This window comes from Bradyrhizobium sp. 138, assembly GCF_023074075.1.
In the GTDB taxonomy this organism is placed as follows: domain Bacteria; phylum Pseudomonadota; class Alphaproteobacteria; order Rhizobiales; family Xanthobacteraceae; genus Bradyrhizobium.
The window spans coordinates 1-16,044 of the sequence record NZ_JADPKT010000020.1 but is presented as its reverse complement, the minus strand read 5'-3'; the positions used below and the strand labels follow the sequence as shown (position 1 = coordinate 16,044).

Genomic DNA, 16,044 nt, shown 5'->3' with positions numbered 1-16,044 from the left:
GGCGCAGGCGCAGCGAACTCAATCGCTGCGGCCCTTTCGTCGAGCCCGCCAGCGTGAGCCGTCGGGCCTTTTGCTCCCGAAGGGACCGTGTCAGTCAAGATTGAGCTTCTTTTGGAAAGCCCTGATCATGTCCTGAACGTGCCCAACAGCGAACAGGGCCCGGGCAACGCCATCTGGCGTAAGGTCGTGTTGGATCTTCTTGGTAAGCTGCGAGGCGTTGCGCTATTTCGGACCTTTGCGTTTCTTGGGTTAACTGAGGATCGACCTCTACCTTCCACTCGCGTATCGCTTTTCCAGCCCGGGCTTGCTCTTCCATCCAGCGTTGAGGCACGTCGAAGCCGATATTTAGCAGCGGCAGGATCAGAACGACGGTTTTTCCCGAGGAGAGCAGCTTTTGAACCAGGGGAGCAATCCCATCTGGGTCGCCCCAGTTGCCGCCAAGGATCACGGTGGTCAGGTCGGCTCTGCTCAAAACTAAGTTCAGCGTGTCACGGTTGAAAGCGCGACATGGCTCCTGATCAGATGAGTGCTTTGCAGCATCATCGATAAAGGGACGGCATGCACTTTGCGTCGCAATCAAGCCATGTATGCCATTTGCGTTGGCTGCGGACGATATCGGCTCGAGATACTGGTTAGCGAAAGAGTCGCCCCACAATATCGCTTTCTTAGCTTCAGGGGCCCGGCTGCCGAACTCGCAGTATGGCTCCGCCGCTTGCTTGATGGAGTTAGCATTCCTGAAACATTCGTCGCGCGGCGTATTGGTCCGCCGGGCCTCCTCGGCCGCGGCAATATACTCCGGTAATCTGCTCGGGAAGCCGTGGCTCATGAAAGCGGCCACGGTAAATGCAAGTAGCGCAGAAAAGGAAACGGTGGCAGTCGCCATCAGTCGCGAGTCGGGCAAGATGTCGCGCCTTCTGCGGGCAGGCTGCTCAACAAGGACATAGGAAGCGGCGCCTAGCCCGATCGAGACTGCTGCAATCAACAGCTTAGTTGTGAACGTGATCGAATGGCCACGAAGTGACGCCCACGATAGGGCGAAGACCCAGATCGGCCAGTGCCAAAGGTAAATCGAGTAAGACCAATCCCCTAGGCGTTGTAGAAACCTGAGTCCAGCCCACCTCACCAGGATGTTCTGTTGTCGAGAGGCAACGATCAAAACAGCGCCTCCAATTGGAAGCAATGTGAGGAGGCCGGGCCATTGCCCCTCGGGAATTGGAAATCCGACGCAGGCGGCTATGATGCCCCAACCAACTAGTGCCGCGGTCCGCTTCATTCTTGAGTCGACATTTTCAAGCGCCAATCGCTGCTCAATGAGCGCGACTAAGCCGCCCGCCAACGGCTCCCACGCGCGCGCACGCAAGGAAAAGAAAGCAGAGCCCGTCAAATCAGTGTGGCTTTGCCATGCGCACCACAAGGCGGATGCGAGGGCGAATCCCCAGAACGCGCCGAGCAGCACATCGAGCCGTGGCTTAGATGGCCAGGCTCTGCGCCAGACGATAGAAGCGATCAATGGCATCCAAATGTAGAATTGCCACTCAACCCCAAGCGACCATGTGTGCAGCAGCGGTTTGGTTTGCGCAGGCGCCGCGAAATAACCGCTATCGGCGTCAAACGCGATATTTGAGAGCGACAAGAAAGCAAAACAAGCTTGCCTAAGATGGCGCTGATATTCGCTGGGCAGGCTAACAAACCACCCAGCGGCGACCGATGCTGCAAGGACGACAGCAAGTTCCGGAAGGAGCCGCCGTATGCGCATCTTCCCGAAATTGACGGTCCGCCGCCAGATCGGTGACCACGATTCTCTTCATCAGATAGCCGGTTATGACGAAAAAGACGTCTACACCGATAAAGCGGCTGGCGAACCCGGGGATACGAAGATGGTAGCCTAAAACGGGCAGGACGGAAGCTGCCCGCAGGGCATTGATGTCCAGCCGAAAGTCGCGGGCGACAACCACATTCGCGGTTTGCGTGATAGCGTCCGTCGACCTTTCCCAAGGTCGATCTCCGCTCAGAGAGACAGACAAATGATGGCCCCACAGCCGGAAGTACGAGGCGACCATAAGCACTCAACAGCAACCAGAGCAAGCAGTAGAAGCCCGGGATGGTGGAAGGGCCCGGTTTTGTCCAGGTGAACCGTCCCGGGTTTGCCGGAGGCTCCAACTCCTGAGAGGATGGAGCCATGACAAGCAAGACGACGAACAAGTTTTCGCCTGAGGTCCGGGACCGCGCGGTTCGGATGGTTCTGGATCACGCCGGCGAGCACCCTTCGCGCTGGGCGGCGGTGACATCGATTGCGGCCAAGATCGGCTGCACACCGCAGACGCTTCATGACTGGGTCAAGAAGGCCGAGATCGACAGCGGGCAGCGGACCGGCGTTCCGACTGAGATGGCCGAGAAGCTGAAGGCCCTGGAACGGGAGAACCGTGAGCTTCGGCAGGCCAACGAGATCCTGCGCAAGGCGAGCGCTTATTTTGCGATGGCGGAGCTCGACCGCCGGTCCAAGCCATGATCGCCTTCATCGATGATCATCGTGGGGCGCATGGGGTCGAGCCGATCTGCAAGGTCCTGCCGATCGCCCCCTCGACCTACCACGCCCATGTGGCCAAGCGGCGCGATCCGGCCAAGCGGTCGGCGCGCGCCAGGCAGGATGCCGCTCTGAAGGTCGAGGTTCGTCGCGTCTTCGATCAGAACTTCTCCGTCTACGGTGTGCGCAAGGTCTGGCGCCAGCTCAAGCGCGAAGGCTTCGATGTTGCCCGTTGCACAGTATCGCGATTGATGCGGGACATGGGTCTGCAAGGGGTCATCCGCGGCAAATCCGTCAAGACCACGATCAGCGACAAGGCGGCGCCATGCCCGCTGGATCACGTCAACCGCCAGTTCAAGGCGCCACGGCCGAACGTCCTTTGGCTCTCCGACTTCACCTATGTCGCGACCTGGACCGGCTTCGTCTACGTCGCCTTTGTCATCGACGCCTATGCTCGAAGGATCGTCGGCTGGCGGGCCTCGCGCACGGCGCATGCGGGCTTCGTGCTCGATGCGCTGGAGCAGGCACTGCATGATCGACGGCCGGTCCATCGTGGCGGGCTCGTGCACCACAGCGACAGGGGCAGCCAATACGTATCCATTAAGTACACCGAGCGCCTAGCTGAAGCTGGCGTCGAGCCTTCTGTCGGCAGTGTCGGAGATTCCTATGACAACGCTCTCGCCGAAACCATCAACGGTCTCTACAAGGCCGAGGTGATCCATCGGCGCGGGCCATGGCGCAGCTTCGAGGCCGTCGAGTTCGCCACTCTCGAATGGGTCGATTGGTTCAACAACCGACGGCTCCTGGAGCCCATCGGAAACATCCCGCCGGCCGAAGCCGAGCAACGCTACTACGCCATGCTGGAACAATCGGCCATGGCGGCATAACTTAAACCAAATGGCCTCCGGCAAACCCGGGACGGTTCACCTCAGGCCAACTCCAGCTTATTCAGTCTGATCTCAATTGCGCGCGTCATTTGCTTGCTCCAGTTTGGCGATGCGAGCTTCTAAGCCTGCGGTCTCGACGGCTTTCGAGAAATTCTGCACCAGGCCAGAGATGGCTTGCGCTTCACCGGGCGTCAAATCGCCGTCAGCAACAGCCCCCACGATTGCGGCCATGGCTTTGACCGCATCCGCAACACATCAAGGTAGCCTCTCGGCGAGGCGGACACAGCCGATCCAGGCAAATGCGCAGCGCCTGGATATCGCCACCAGTGGCCAGCTCTATTGCCTTTCTCGTCAAGGCCTCAGCCTCTCCCTCAAGAAGCGCCTCGACTGCGAGCGTGGTCCGATTGCGCGACCCTCTCGGGCGGCCTCTCGGATTTCCGGACTGCCCCGGCTGGAAACGGGCATCCTGCATCGGGCCTGTATTTTCAGAGCTGTCGGTCATGTACCGCTAAGACCAAGCCGCCCCAAACAAGATCCCGGCCGAAGGCCAGAGCTTCATCGCGTTCACGGCACCTTGTGCCAACAGGCCAAATTGCTGGGCTCCCGACATCGTAGAGGTACCCTCGGAATGACCGGTTTGCGTGCCGAATTGGGCGGCGACCAGCGAGACAGTCCCGAGCAGTGTGGTGAGCCGTGAAGCCGGAATATTGAACTCCTGGGCCAGCGCATTTGATTGCCGCCGTCGGTGCCGCATTCTGCGCGTTGAGACCGGTCGAAACCGCGCCGATGCCCATCGGTATTGTACTGCGCCGCAATCACCGGCGCGACGCCGGAAGCGATGCCGCGGCCGAGCGCCTGCGCATTGCCGGGCGAGCCGTCGCGGCCCGCTGCGGCCCACGCGCCGTTGCTCTGGTTCGTGACATCGGTCGTGATCTGGTCCAGCTGCGCTTTGCGCGCCGGATTCTGGCCGATGTTCGAACCGCTCGCGGTCTGTCCGAGGATGCCGTTTTTCAGTGCGTCAAGGTTCGCCGTGATTTGCGGGTCGTATTGCCGCGCTACCCGACATCACGCATGTCGGCGAGAATTGCCTGCCGAACCGCAAACTGGCCGGGCGCAATCCTGGAGCCGGTGCTGGGTAGCCTATGGGGCAAGGACGCAGTCGGAATTTTCGAATTGGGGCCGCTCCGCCGCAAAGACTTGGTGGCAGCCGCCACCGCGCACGGCATCGACGCCAACACCTTTATCAGGGAACTCTACGCGCGGATGTCGTACGCTTCGCGATCAAGCCGTTGACCTTGAATCTGCTGCTCGGTCTGTTTCAGCGTGATGGACAGCTCCCGCGCAGCATCGTCGATCTCTACACCCGTGGCTGCCTCAAGCTCTGTGAGGAGACAAGTTCGAGCAGGCGCAACGCGCGACGTCTGGGAGCTCTCAATCCCGCCCAGCGCCTGCGCGTCACCAGCCGCCTTGCGGCCGCGACGATGCTTGCCAACCGCTATGCACAATCGGATGGCGTTCCCGAAGAAGACGTCGCGTTTTCGATTCTGGCGCGGGGGGGGCGCCACCGAGGATCATGTCCGCGAGGTGCTCGATACCGGCCTGTTCACCTCTCGCGGCGGCGAACTCATGGGGTGGGCTCATCAGAGTTTCGCGGAATTTCTGGCGGCGCGCTACCTCGTCGAAAAGAAGGTCTCGCCCGAGAATGTACTCAAGATATTGCTTCACCCCTCCGGCGGCCTGGTTCCCCAACTCGGCGTCGTCGCCGCCTGGATCGAGTCGCTAAGCAAGCAGATTCGCGATGTTCTCATCGCCAGCGAACCCCTGGTTCTGCTGCGCGGCGATTTGATCGGATGGGGCGGCAGCGATCTTGCGGCATTGACCACTTCGCTGCTCACAGGCTTTAAGCACCAAACTCTGCGCGATTTCATCCCCGTGCCAACCACGGATGGGCGAGTTTGGCGTAGGAGTTCGGCGACCTTTGATCCTGCTGATCTCCTTTGATCGAGCTGGCTGTCCCAAGAGTTAGATATTGCCAGCCGCCAACCAACAAATTGTATAGCCGACTAAGCTGCCCGCGATTCCGTTCACGCGTCCTCCCGCGCTACTTGAGGTCGGCGTGCTCTTAGCCTTGGCGTCGCACCATCGTTTTGGCGCAACTACAAACTTTGGTTGCGCCGGGCCTCTTTTCGCTACATCCGATTTCGCTATTGTTGAACAGCAACGCCGAACGGACAAGGATTCGACTCCAATCTTTCGGTGGCAGCAAGTGAGCCCCCATCGAGCCATGGGGGTGCTTATCCCATAGAATTTGGCTCGAGACCCTCTGATGCAGAGTAGGAGAGGAACCAGAAAATGTCCCACGGATTCAACGAACTCGGTGCTTGGGACCGCGATCACCTCTTGCACCCGGGGACGCACATCGGCGCGCATGCGCGAGGTGAAATTCAAACGCGCGTGATCAGCGGGGGCAAAGGAGTCTACATCACTGATAAGTCTGGGCGAACCAGCCTTGACGCCTTTGCGGGTCTTTTTTGTGTGAATGTCGGATATGGCCGCCAGAAGATCGCCGAGGCGATTGCAAAGCAGGCGAACGAACTCCCCTATTACCACGCATACGATGGCCACGGCACAGAAGCCCCGATCACGCTATCCAGGATGATCATCGACCGGGCGCCCAAAGGCATGAGTCGCGTCTTTTTCGGTCTATCAGGCTCCGACGCGAACGAGACAAACATCAAACTAATTTGGTACTATAATAATGTGCTTGGCCGACCGGAGAAGAAGAAGATTATCTCTCGCTGGCGAGCCTATCACGGCTCAACCGTCATGACAGGCTCGCTGACAGGCCTTGAACTGTACCACAACGCCTTTGATCTACCGCGTACGCCCATTCTCCACACTGAAGCTCCTTACTATTTCCGCCGCGCTGATGCCACCATGAGCGAGGATCAGTTCGTCCAAGCCTGCGTCGACAAGCTTGAGGCAATGATTGTAGCCGAGGGTCCCGATACAGTCGCGGCGTTCATCGGAGAGCCGATCCAAGGTGCTGGCGGCATTATTCCGCCGCCCACCGGATACTGGGCGAAGATAGAGTCCGTTCTGAAGAAATACGACATTCTACTCATCGCGGATGAAGTCGTCTCCGGATTCGGCCGCCTGGGCAGGATGTTTGGTTCCGACCACTACGACATCAGACCGGACCTGATCACAATCTCAAAAGGTCTGACCTCCGCGTACGCTCCTTTGTCCGGCGTCATTATTTCGGACAAGGTTTGGCAGGTTCTCGTGAAAGGCTCCGATCAACTCGGTAGTATCGGTCATGGTTGGACTTGTTCTGCCCATCCTATCTGCGCGGCGGCGGCTATTGCAAATCTTGAGCTAATCGATGAGATGGACCTGATCACGAATGCTCGCGATATTGGAGCCTATCTCCAGTCCGCACTGACTGAGGCGCTGGGCGATCATGGAAACGTCGGCGAGGTGCGCGGCGACGGGCTGATGGCGGCGGTGGAATTTGTCGAGGATAGGGATAATCGCACCCTCTTCGATCCATCAAAAAAAGTGGGTGAGCAGGTCGCCGCCGCGCTGCTTGAGCGTGGCGTCATCGGCCGCGCCTTGCCGCAGGGCGACATTCTCGGGTTCGCGCCGCCGCTGTGCTTAACAAAGCACGAAGCTGATATCATCGTCGAGAGTACAGTGGACGCAGTCAATGCTGTTTTTGCCACTTTTTGAAAAGGCCGCCTTACACTGGCGACCTCGCGCATGGAGGGCTGACCATGCCGGGATGGGAAGACGAACTCGAACGCTGGCTGATGCCGTTCTTGGACCGGCTGGGTCATAAGTCGGTCCTGGCGATCGCAAGAGCGTTCAGCCGATGGCGGAACGCCTTGCCACGAGCAACTACGACCAGTTGCACCATTTCATTGCGGACGGTGTCTGGGACGCGACGCCGCTGGAAACAGAGCTGCTCAACCAGGCGGACCGACTTGTCGGCGGCAGCGATGCGGTGCTGGTTATTGATGACACCTCACTGCCGAAGAAGGGTGAGCGCTCGGTCGGTGTTGCGGCTCAATACGCGTCGGCTCTCGGTAAACGGCAAATTGCCAAACGCTGGTGTCTTTAACGCTTGCGCGCGGCGAAGTGCCAGTGATGGTCGCGTTACGTCTCTTTCTGCCTGACAGTTGGACAAGCGACGCGTCTCGTTTGAAGCGCGCTCGCGTGCCCGTCGAACACCGAACGCCACGGTCCAAGCCGGAGATTGCTTTGGCCGAGATTGACCGCGCGATGGCAGCCAACGTGCGCTTTGGATGTGTGCTGGCGGATGCAGGATACGGCCTCAGCGCACCGTTTCGACAAGGTCTAACAGAGCGCGGGCTGGCCTGGGCTGTCGGCATCCCTCGGCACCTGAAAGTGTATCCGGTCGATGTGAAGCTCATTTGGCCGATTACCAAAGTCCGCAGGAAACCACGAAAGCACCACGTGCCTGATATCTTATCGATTGCGGCAGAACAAATGCTGGCCAGCGCCAAATGGAAAACCGTGAGTTGGCGTAGCGGGACGAAAGGTCGGCTCAAAGCCCAATTTGCTGCTCTCCGTGTCCGGACCGCCGACGGCCCTCCGCAGCGGATATGGGACAAAGGTCAGCAGCATCTCCCGCGCGACGAAGCCTGGCTCATTGGCGAGCAACGTGCCTCAGGGGAATACTATCTCGCCAATCCGGCGGAAACGGATCTGCGCACGCTGGCCGCAACCATCAAGGCACGGTGGATTTGTGAGCAGGCGCATCAGCAGTTGAAGGAGGAGCTTGGACTTGATCACTTCGAAGGGCGATCATGGCAAGGTCTTCATCGCCACGCCTTGATGACAATGATTGCCTACGCCTTCCTGCAACATCGTCGCCTCGCATACGCGGGGCGGAAAAAAAAAGAATCAACGGGCCGCCCTCAACCAACCATGCCCGCCGTACGTCACGCCATCGTCGATCTCATCCTTCGGCCGCCGTCTCAGCAGTGCCCATATTGCCGAAAGCAACTCCTTGAAAAGCAGTGGCGAAAACACATTCTGCCAAAGTAGTGTTAGTGCGCTTAAAATCCGGCGACGATTGTTTTCCAGAAATTGGAACAGAGCCGGTCGTGGATATTCAAGAGGTCATCCCCGATGAACGGTAAGAGCGTATGTCCGTCTCTGCCGATGAGATAGCTCGCCTTACACTGCGCGTCCGATGGTTGCTCGGGTGGACCGAGCCGATCCTCATCACAGGAGGACGAACCGTGGCAGATTATAGGGAAGCATTCGTCGGAATCGACGCCAAACTGAGAAACGCCATCCGATTGCTGAGGCAGGCCGGGAGGGAGAAGTTCGTTTCTTCGGCGAGGTCGACGCTTCGGCAACGAACATGGGTCGCATCATAGCGCGGATCGCCAACCGGTTCGACCGCGTGCATTTCTGCTATGAGGCCGGCCCGACCGGCTACGGCCTCTATCATCTGATCCGATTGCTGGGCCATGAATGCACGGTGTCGGCACCATCGCTGCACAAGGAAGCCGGGGGATCGGGTGAAGACGAATCGCCGGGCGCCGTTTCTCTCGCGCGGCTGCTACGCGCTGGCGAGCTGACGGCGGTATGGGTTCCCCTTGAAGGCCACGAGGCGATGCGGTATCTCGTTCGCGCGCGAGCGGCAGCGGTTGAGGCGCTGCGGGTTCACCGGCAACAGGTGGCGTCTTCATGCTCAAGCACGACCGCACCCGTCCTCGCAAGAAGAGTTGGACGATGCGCTATCTGCGCTGGCTTCAGGAACAACAATTCGATCACCCCGCACATCAGATCGCGCTCCAAGAAACGGTTGAAGTGCGTCGGCAGGGAGTGGGTCGACCGGCTCGAGCTCTGCATGTCCACCCAGCCGCGAGCTTGATCCGCAACGAGCCGGACTAGCTCGTCCGGACTGTAGATATATGGCGCCGGACGAGAGCCAGGACTGGCGAAAGGCGGCGGGCATCAGCGCAACCTTGGTGCAGCGCATCTGGCGGGCGCACGGACTGCAACCGTCTCGCCCACCAGTTCAACCTCTCGAATGATCCCAACTTGGTCGACAAGCTGCAAGACGTGGTCGGGGCTCCACGTCAATCCGCCCGAGCATGCCATCTTGCTCTCGGTCGACGAGAAGAGCTAAATCCAGGCGCTCGATCGCACCGAACCGGGTCTGCCGTGAAAAAGGGGCGCGCCACCATGCCCACGATATAAGCACAACGGTACCACCCACTATCTTTGCCGCCTTCGATGCGCTGGAAGGCTCCAGACGCGGCCTCAACGCGGGGTCTTCCGATCGGTCCGCGAACACTGGTTTGACTATGTTGCAACAGAAGCTTAATGACCTGATTTCATTCGGGCGCTGGAAGGCAAAGGCGGCGGATTTATCTAAGCCCTTCCATAGCGAGCCGCAGCGACTTCGGGATGCGCTGCGCCTTTCCGGCTGAAATAAACGCCACGCGTACACGCGCCGTGACTAGGAGATTGTCTCCGCGCCTGCATTCCTGCAGCAAGGCAATCGACGCTCCCCTCACCTCTTGCGGGACTGTGACAACGTCAAGCAGGTCATCCAAGACCGCCGGTTTTAGAAAATCGATCGTCATGGAGCGGACCACGAAGGCAAAGCCGGGCGCATCGTTCTTGGCTTCTTTGAGTAGCGCTTGCTGAGTGGTTCCGAGCAGGCGCAAGTAGTTCGTTCTACCCCGTTCCATGAAGCGCAAAAAATTTGCGTGATAAACAATCTGACCGGAGTCAGTATCTTCGAAATAGACGCGAACCTGCATATGATGGCCGCCGTCGCGAATTTCGCCATCAAGAGAAGCTGTCACAGTGCGGTTCCCTTACTGCCCTTCTGGGACGAATTGTCTTGCACAGGGGCGCGTTCCGCAGCAAGTGCCAATGGGCTTGGTGCGTGCAGGTGGAGGCCGCCCGGCGCAAGGACGGTCGGAGACCGGTTGCTGTTGCGAGAAGCCGGAACCCCTATCCAGATTTCCGGCAAGTCCCGCAGCACGGATGGTTTGCAGAGCTCTTATCGCTGCTCAGCAATCCCCGAGGACCGAGGTGGCCCCAACGGCAAGCGCCTTGATCTCCGCGTACATCTGCGTTTCGCAGGCCAAAGTCGGGATTGCCCGGCAGTGCGGATTGTTCAGCAAGCAGTCCTATTCCGCGAATCCTACCATTCACAGCAGTTGTTAAACTCCGACCGGTCAGCCATCGCGGCTGGATATTCCAGGTGAGATGGTCATGGAGATCGATGAAACCGGGCAGAATGATCCACGGCATCTTGACCGGAGAGTCGGCCGCGCCGATGCTCTGCGGTCGAGCCTCGTCGCTCGGTACGACGCGCACCGCGCCTGGCAAGTCCGCGCCGAGCGTTGCCAATAGATCGAAGTCGCTCCGTGGCCACCGCGCCGCAAGAAAGCGACGAGTTCATTTGCATATCCGTCACGTGCCGGGACGCTGCCTCCATCAGCCGAGCGATTCGGTCGTAAGGTCGCCGTTGAAGTAGATGTTCGAATTCGGCATGAGAGGCCGCCATCGTCATTCAACATTCCGCGTTGTCGTGTTCAGCCGTGTCCGGCTGAAGACGTTAATGTCCGGGACCAGACACTGAGGCGCGAGTATTCCGTCGGTGGACACGAAGCACATGGTTTTGCCCTCTTCAAGCGAGGCTCGCAAATGTCTTGAGTGGCACGTGGATTGCTGGGACACCGTAAAGGATCCGCACGACCATGACGATCTCGCATTCGCCGGCCCAGGAGTTCAAATGACACTTGCTCGACTGATCCAAATCAATGCCATGGACGCTGCGCTATTGAGTGCGGCCCCGCCTAAAGCTTTGCCGCGTCTCTCGCGGGTGCCGCTGTCGTTCTTCGCGTTGGATAACTCTCAAGACCACCAACGACTAGCATTCAGCGCGCTTACTCCCGAGCAAATCCAAACCAGTGTGACGCGTTTGGGCGGCTCTGTGGCGAATGCATGCAGTGGCATGCGAATGTCGGCGTCGGACCGGGAGGAAACCAAATCAAGCTTGGTCTCGAGCAATGGCCGCTTCCTTTCGAAGAGGGGAGCGGACAGAAGTTGTTCAATGGCACGCTGGAGCAGATCGAGCTCGGCGCCCGACTCGGCGCGGGTCACACTCGGAGGTGGAACACCATTTTGTCGAGCAGTATTCGCACTCCTCGGCGCCTGAAGTCTTCCTCGGTGCCGTTTCGCAACGCCCGAAGGACATTCGGCCTCGGTCACGGCATCTGTCTTCTTCGCCGAACCATAATCATCCCGCCATGTCGCCGAGCGGAAGCCTTCGATCGAAATGCACGACTTCGGTATCGAACCCGAAGTGAAGAGCGCAATGTGACACGAGGAAACGGAGCTGCCATCGTGGCTTGCCTCCACACGAAAGCTAGAGGAGTTTAAAAAAATGCGTGCGCCGACCTATTCCGAGGCTTTGGAATTCGCGATCGACCGCTCGTACGACATTAACCTTGACATGTTGAGGTCACGGAATTTGCACCTTGACACGCACAACGATTATCTTGTCGGCACATATCCGCCTCTCAAGGCAATGGGCGACCTGGATGCCGAAAAGTTGTTGCTTCAGGTTACGCCGTCAATTGATCTCTATTTTCACATCCCCTTCTGTGATCAGTATTGTACCTTTTGCCACTTCGCCAAGGAAATCAATCCATCTTCCGGGCGGGTGGAGCGCTATCTGGCGGCTTTAGATAAAGAGATGAGTTGGTCGGACGCGGCGCTGGCTGGCAGAGCTGTTGAGACTGCTTTTCTTGGAGGCGGCACTCCCTCCTTCTTGACCAACCGTCAACTCGAAACGCTATTTGGTATGATTGGCCGGCGCTTTGATTTGTCTAAGTCGGAGGTGAGTTTCGAATTGCATCCCTCTCTTGCAAAGCAAGTGGACGCTGCAGATCGCATCTCTACACTGCTTAAAGCCGGCGTAAACCGCTTCGTATTGGGCGTTCAGAGTCTTGATCCGAGCATTTTACGCATACTGAACCGCGGGCACCACGTGGACGAGGTAGTACAACTCGTGAAGTTACTGAATGAGATGAGCGTTGAGAATCTGTCGCTTGACCTCATGTATGGGTTGCCGCAGCAAACGCTCCGGAGCTGGTACGACTCACTTATCGGCTTACTGGATATGGGAATAGAGAAGTTCAATGTATTCCCATTGATGTTTAAATCTACAGACCCCGTAGCCCGCCATTTGGCTCGGGGACGATATCAATTTGCCGGGGCTAAGGAGCGCATTATCATGCATTTTATGGCCGAGCACATCCTCACGAAACTCGGCTATCGCCATGGGCCGATTTTCTATTGGAGTAAGCAGTCGCAGCCACACTCGATTCAACAGAGCCGCAAATACGATTCCTGGAACGACAATAATCTGGTCCCGTTTGGGGTTGCCGGATTTGGTTACATGAGCCAGTGCCAGTTCTATAACGAGGCAGATTTAGATCGCTACCTATATAGGGTTGAGGGGGGCGAGAAGCCTGTGTGGAAGGGTGTTGTCCTGTCGCAAGATGATCTCATGCGCAGAACGGTAATGTTTGCCCTGCGAAGCAGTGGGGTGTTGCTCTCCCGCTTCGAGCGGGAGTTTGGGGTGTCCATCGAGAAATGCTTTGGCCGCGAGCTTGAACTCTTGAATGAGGCAGGACTCATCTGCATTTCAAACGGCCTGCTTTCGTTAACTGCCGCCGGCACTATTAATTCGGGCGCCGTATCGCTGCTATTTTTCTCGAACAATATACTCGAGCGGGTCGCGTACAACGACAGTAGGATAATAGACAAACGAACTGATCTGCTCGAAAAGCACGATTACTCACCGGCCGCACGATACGGGTCAAGCGCCGAAATGCAAGTTGCGTTTCGATGAAGTCGCGGGCGCGCTCATTTATGGTCGCTCCTTTTTCCGTTTCCACCCCGCAAGGGTCGACCTGCCAGGCGGAGGACATATTTTCGCATCTGACCGATAGCATTGATCGCCGACAGCGAGAACGCCCGCTTGGGCTGGTCAGCAATTTTGTCGCCGATCAACTGCCGCACTGCATTGCGGAGATCAAATGCAGTGAACGACCAGGTGAAGCGGTTAAGGCTCTTGGGCGTAGCATCAACGCAATGATGGCGGAGACGGACTATGAAGCACAGCTGCTAAGTTTGCCGCAGTCGGACTTCGAGATCGCTAAGACAGACATCCAATATCTCGTAAATTGTGCTTATCAGATGTCTGCGTTTGCCGGCCTTCATCCCATGGACGCCGAGCTGACGGTGGGAGAGGTACTGAGCCGCCTTGCCCGCTCAAGTTGTCAACGGCAGCCTGGCATTGAGGTCCTCTCCTATGAAAATATGATCCTTACGAATCCGCTGCAGAACGATCCACGCGTATACTGCCTCGGCGCGGCCGGGGTCGAGGAGCGAGATTTTTGCTTGGGCCATCAGATCATCGAGAGCGAATTGCAGTCAGCAATGGACGCTCTGCTTAAGTTGCGTGATGTGGCCGACGTGGATGCAGGGCAATGTCTTGCGCTATGCCTGGAGCGCCTTGAGTCAGCAAACAATGTTCTGACGCGCTTTTATGAACATATGTCGCCGGACTTGTTTGGCCAATTTCGTGTGTTTTACGGAAAGAATCCTTACAAGAATACGCTTGGTCCAAGCGGCCGCTTCTCAGCTCGTATCGTGGCGGTCTCGGTGCTACTGGTCGGTGAAGAACTCTTCCACCAGAAACCGCAATTTTATAGGGATCTGTATCGGCTGTCCGAATATTATCCGCAGAGATGCATTCACGAGGTATTCCGCTGGCTGTCGTCAGGCAAAGGGAGTGCACCGCTCAAGCCAGGTTGGCTAAAGGGGAAAGCGGACTTTCCCAGGATTGCGACCATTTCGCCAGTCGTGGAGCATCACGGCGGCGAAATCCGAACGCTGCGCACGTGCTGTGTTTGTGCACTGGATCGGTTTACCCAGATGCACCGTAGTACGGCGTTAAAATATACGGTTGAGCCGGGTCGTCCAATTGTCGGAGTTGAGGTGTCGGAAAGTGTTGAGGCTGTCCTTTCTCAGCGGCTGTTGACAGAGGCGCGCCGGTAAGCCGACGGTGGTCTCTGCGTGGCTAAAAACAGACAACGATGCCAGAGACGCAGGCGTCCTCCACCGGTCGAGAGGTAATAGTCGATGTCTCAAGACGAACTGATCCTTCGTCGGTTCGAGTCCGGGGATAGCGATGATGTATGGCATCTGCACAGAAGCGCATCGCAGGATGTTGGTGTGTGTGGCCCGGAAGGGGCTTGGGAGGATGATTTACGCAATATCGGGGAAGTATACATCGCCTCGGGCGGAGACTTCGTAGTTGCGCATATTGGTACCCGATTCGCTGCCATGGGTGGGCTGAAACCTTTTGACGATGATGTCGCAGAACTTAGACGTATGCGGGTCGACCCCGTCTTTCAGCGACGAGGGTTTGGAAGGAGGGTTCTTCGTGAATTGGAGTCGCGAGCTGTAGCTCTCCGTTTCAAGTGGGTAATGCTCGACACAACAACGATCCAAGTAGGGGCCCAAAGACTTTATGAGAGCGCTGGCTATGTTCGCCGCAGGGAAGGGATGTTGCATGGATATGCGGTGATCTTTTACGAGAAGCGGCTCATTCGCCAGGATGGCCCCGCATGAGCAAATCAGGTTGTGAGACCGGATAGTCCAGTGGAGCTCTGCGGACGCGCAACGAGCACAAATTCAGTCACTTGCCCCCGACCATCGCCCAAACGCCCAAACTCGCCCCTTGGGAATGATGTCGAATCCGCTCAGATAAAACGTAAGCGTAGCTCTGAGGCCCATTTGATTGGCGCTTGACGTCTATTTTGAGCGCGTGGTGCGCCGGCGCGGCTTCCATATGTCGGACAACGCATTGACAGCGGCCTCAAGCACCTTCCGGTCGACGACGTTGGGATCGAACTGCTCCGGGCCCCAGAGGCGCATATGTTCGTGCTCCGGATGGGTGGGGTCGCTGATGGCGTCGAGGTATTCGGCATAGCCTGGCGCACCGCCGACATCTTCCGGAGGACAACGGCCGGCGGCCTCGAGCAAGAACGGAAGTCCCTCCGTTGTCGTGTTGTCGAACCACTTTTCAAGCTTGATCACGTGATCCCAGCTGTCGCCGAAGTCGTAGAGATAATGGATCGTCTTCGCGCCGGTCTCCTGAACGATATTAGAGAGCCGCGTCTTGCGGGCATCGATGGGCTGAGGGCCAAAATCTCCATCGGGATCAGGGATACCCCAACTTCCTTCGCCGGCCAGGAACTCGAAGAGATGCCTGTTGGTCCAGCCAAACGCCGCCTGAAGCGTCAGATGCAGCCGATCAAGGCGCAGCGTAAGCGGCACGACAAGGCATCGCATCACCTCCGGTTTCACGTCCTTGAGGGTCACCTTGATCCGGACCGCGGTCGTGTTCAGGCTCATGCCGCCAGCCTCGGATCGTGTGCATGCATCGTGTAGATCGACGCCCAAGGGAGCAGTTCGTCCAGTCGCGCCGCAGGCCAACCATTGACGAGCTTCGCGAGAACATCAGCGAGCCAGTGCTCGGCACTGACGCCATTGAGC

General features: G+C 58.0%; 14 protein-coding genes, 3 pseudogenes and 1 other annotated feature. Of the genes and pseudogenes, 11 read left to right on the top strand and 6 right to left on the bottom strand.

Annotation, left to right across the window (positions count from 1 at the left end):
• Positions 1-94 precede the first annotated feature (94 nt).
• Entirely contained in the window at positions 95-1,756 is a 1,662-nt protein-coding gene (locus tag IVA79_RS10615) for an acyltransferase family protein (RefSeq protein ID WP_247552595.1), read from the bottom strand.
• On the opposite strand from IVA79_RS10615, the gene IVA79_RS10610 reads away from it, so the two are divergent.
• Together IVA79_RS10610 and IVA79_RS10605 are read left to right on the top strand one after the other, a co-directional pair.
• A complete protein-coding gene (locus IVA79_RS10610; RefSeq protein ID WP_247552593.1) occupies positions 1,749-1,889 on the top strand; it encodes a hypothetical protein in 141 nt (46 codons plus the stop codon). The two genes, IVA79_RS10615 and IVA79_RS10610, sit on opposite strands and share 8 nt — an antisense overlap.
• A gap of 290 nt (positions 1,890-2,179) precedes the next feature.
• A protein-coding gene (locus IVA79_RS10605) for an IS3 family transposase (RefSeq protein WP_247552591.1) occupies positions 2,180-3,411 on the top strand; the annotation gives its coding sequence in 2 pieces (ribosomal slippage) (positions 2,180-2,471 and positions 2,471-3,411; 1,233 coding nt in all).
• Positions 2,464-2,580, top strand: a sequence feature (AL1L pseudoknot). Its footprint overlaps the gene before it by 117 nt.
• Before the next feature lie 72 nt (positions 3,412-3,483).
• Here the strand turns inward: IVA79_RS10605 and IVA79_RS36925 are convergent.
• Positions 3,484-3,642: a hypothetical protein gene (locus tag IVA79_RS36925; RefSeq protein WP_346658168.1), complete on the bottom strand. Its 159-nt coding sequence runs from the start codon at positions 3,640-3,642 to the stop codon at positions 3,484-3,486.
• On the bottom strand, positions 3,614-3,883 hold the full coding sequence (locus IVA79_RS36920; RefSeq protein ID WP_346658170.1) for a DUF5681 domain-containing protein: 270 nt from the start codon (positions 3,881-3,883) through the stop codon (positions 3,614-3,616). The genes IVA79_RS36925 and IVA79_RS36920 overlap by 29 nt, the downstream gene beginning before the upstream one ends.
• Positions 3,884-4,140: 257 nt before the next feature.
• On the opposite strand from IVA79_RS36920, the gene IVA79_RS10595 reads away from it, so the two are divergent.
• The 6 genes and pseudogenes from IVA79_RS10595 to IVA79_RS10570 all read left to right on the top strand — a co-directional run.
• On the top strand, positions 4,141-4,704 hold the full coding sequence (locus IVA79_RS10595) for a hypothetical protein (protein WP_247552589.1): 564 nt from the start codon (positions 4,141-4,143) through the stop codon (positions 4,702-4,704).
• A 216-nt stretch (positions 4,705-4,920) separates the two neighbouring features.
• Complete coding sequence (locus IVA79_RS10590) at positions 4,921-5,412, top strand: hypothetical protein (RefSeq protein WP_247552587.1); 492 nt, start codon at positions 4,921-4,923, stop codon at positions 5,410-5,412.
• 351 nt (positions 5,413-5,763) lie between these two features.
• Positions 5,764-7,143: an aspartate aminotransferase family protein gene (locus IVA79_RS10585; RefSeq protein ID WP_247552584.1), complete on the top strand. Its 1,380-nt coding sequence runs from the start codon at positions 5,764-5,766 to the stop codon at positions 7,141-7,143.
• 44 nt (positions 7,144-7,187) lie between these two features.
• A pseudogene (locus IVA79_RS10580) lies at positions 7,188-8,450 on the top strand (IS701 family transposase).
• A 135-nt stretch (positions 8,451-8,585) separates the two neighbouring features.
• Positions 8,586-9,258: pseudogene (locus IVA79_RS10575) on the top strand (IS110 family transposase); the annotation flags it as partial.
• Positions 9,259-9,401: 143 nt separating this feature from the next.
• Positions 9,402-9,577 (top strand): annotated as a pseudogene (locus tag IVA79_RS10570) (IS630 family transposase); the annotation flags it as partial.
• A gap of 244 nt (positions 9,578-9,821) precedes the next feature.
• Here the strand turns inward: IVA79_RS10570 and ybgC are convergent.
• Entirely contained in the window at positions 9,822-10,265 is a 444-nt protein-coding gene (gene ybgC, locus IVA79_RS10565) for a tol-pal system-associated acyl-CoA thioesterase (RefSeq protein ID WP_247387742.1), read from the bottom strand.
• A 1,592-nt stretch (positions 10,266-11,857) separates the two neighbouring features.
• Between ybgC and IVA79_RS10560 the strand changes: the two genes are divergently transcribed.
• The 3 genes from IVA79_RS10560 (at position 11,858) to IVA79_RS10550 (ending at position 15,117) form a co-directional block, all read left to right on the top strand.
• Complete coding sequence (locus IVA79_RS10560) at positions 11,858-13,330, top strand: coproporphyrinogen-III oxidase family protein (RefSeq protein WP_247552582.1); 1,473 nt, start codon at positions 11,858-11,860, stop codon at positions 13,328-13,330.
• On the top strand, positions 13,327-14,541 hold the full coding sequence (locus tag IVA79_RS10555; protein ID WP_247552580.1) for a hypothetical protein: 1,215 nt from the start codon (positions 13,327-13,329) through the stop codon (positions 14,539-14,541). The genes IVA79_RS10560 and IVA79_RS10555 overlap by 4 nt, the downstream gene beginning before the upstream one ends.
• Before the next feature lie 84 nt (positions 14,542-14,625).
• Positions 14,626-15,117 (top strand): GNAT family N-acetyltransferase, encoded by a 492-nt coding sequence (locus IVA79_RS10550; RefSeq protein ID WP_247552578.1) that lies wholly within the window; start codon positions 14,626-14,628, stop codon positions 15,115-15,117.
• Between the two features lie 183 nt (positions 15,118-15,300).
• On the opposite strand, the gene IVA79_RS10545 is transcribed toward IVA79_RS10550, so the two are convergent.
• Positions 15,301-15,903, bottom strand: coding sequence for a plasmid pRiA4b ORF-3 family protein (locus IVA79_RS10545; protein WP_247280260.1), 603 nt, complete (start codon positions 15,901-15,903; stop codon positions 15,301-15,303).
• A partial coding sequence (locus IVA79_RS10540; protein ID WP_247552994.1) for a transposase domain-containing protein occupies positions 15,900-16,044 on the bottom strand: 145 nt, incomplete at its 5' end. The genes IVA79_RS10545 and IVA79_RS10540, both read right to left, overlap by 4 nt.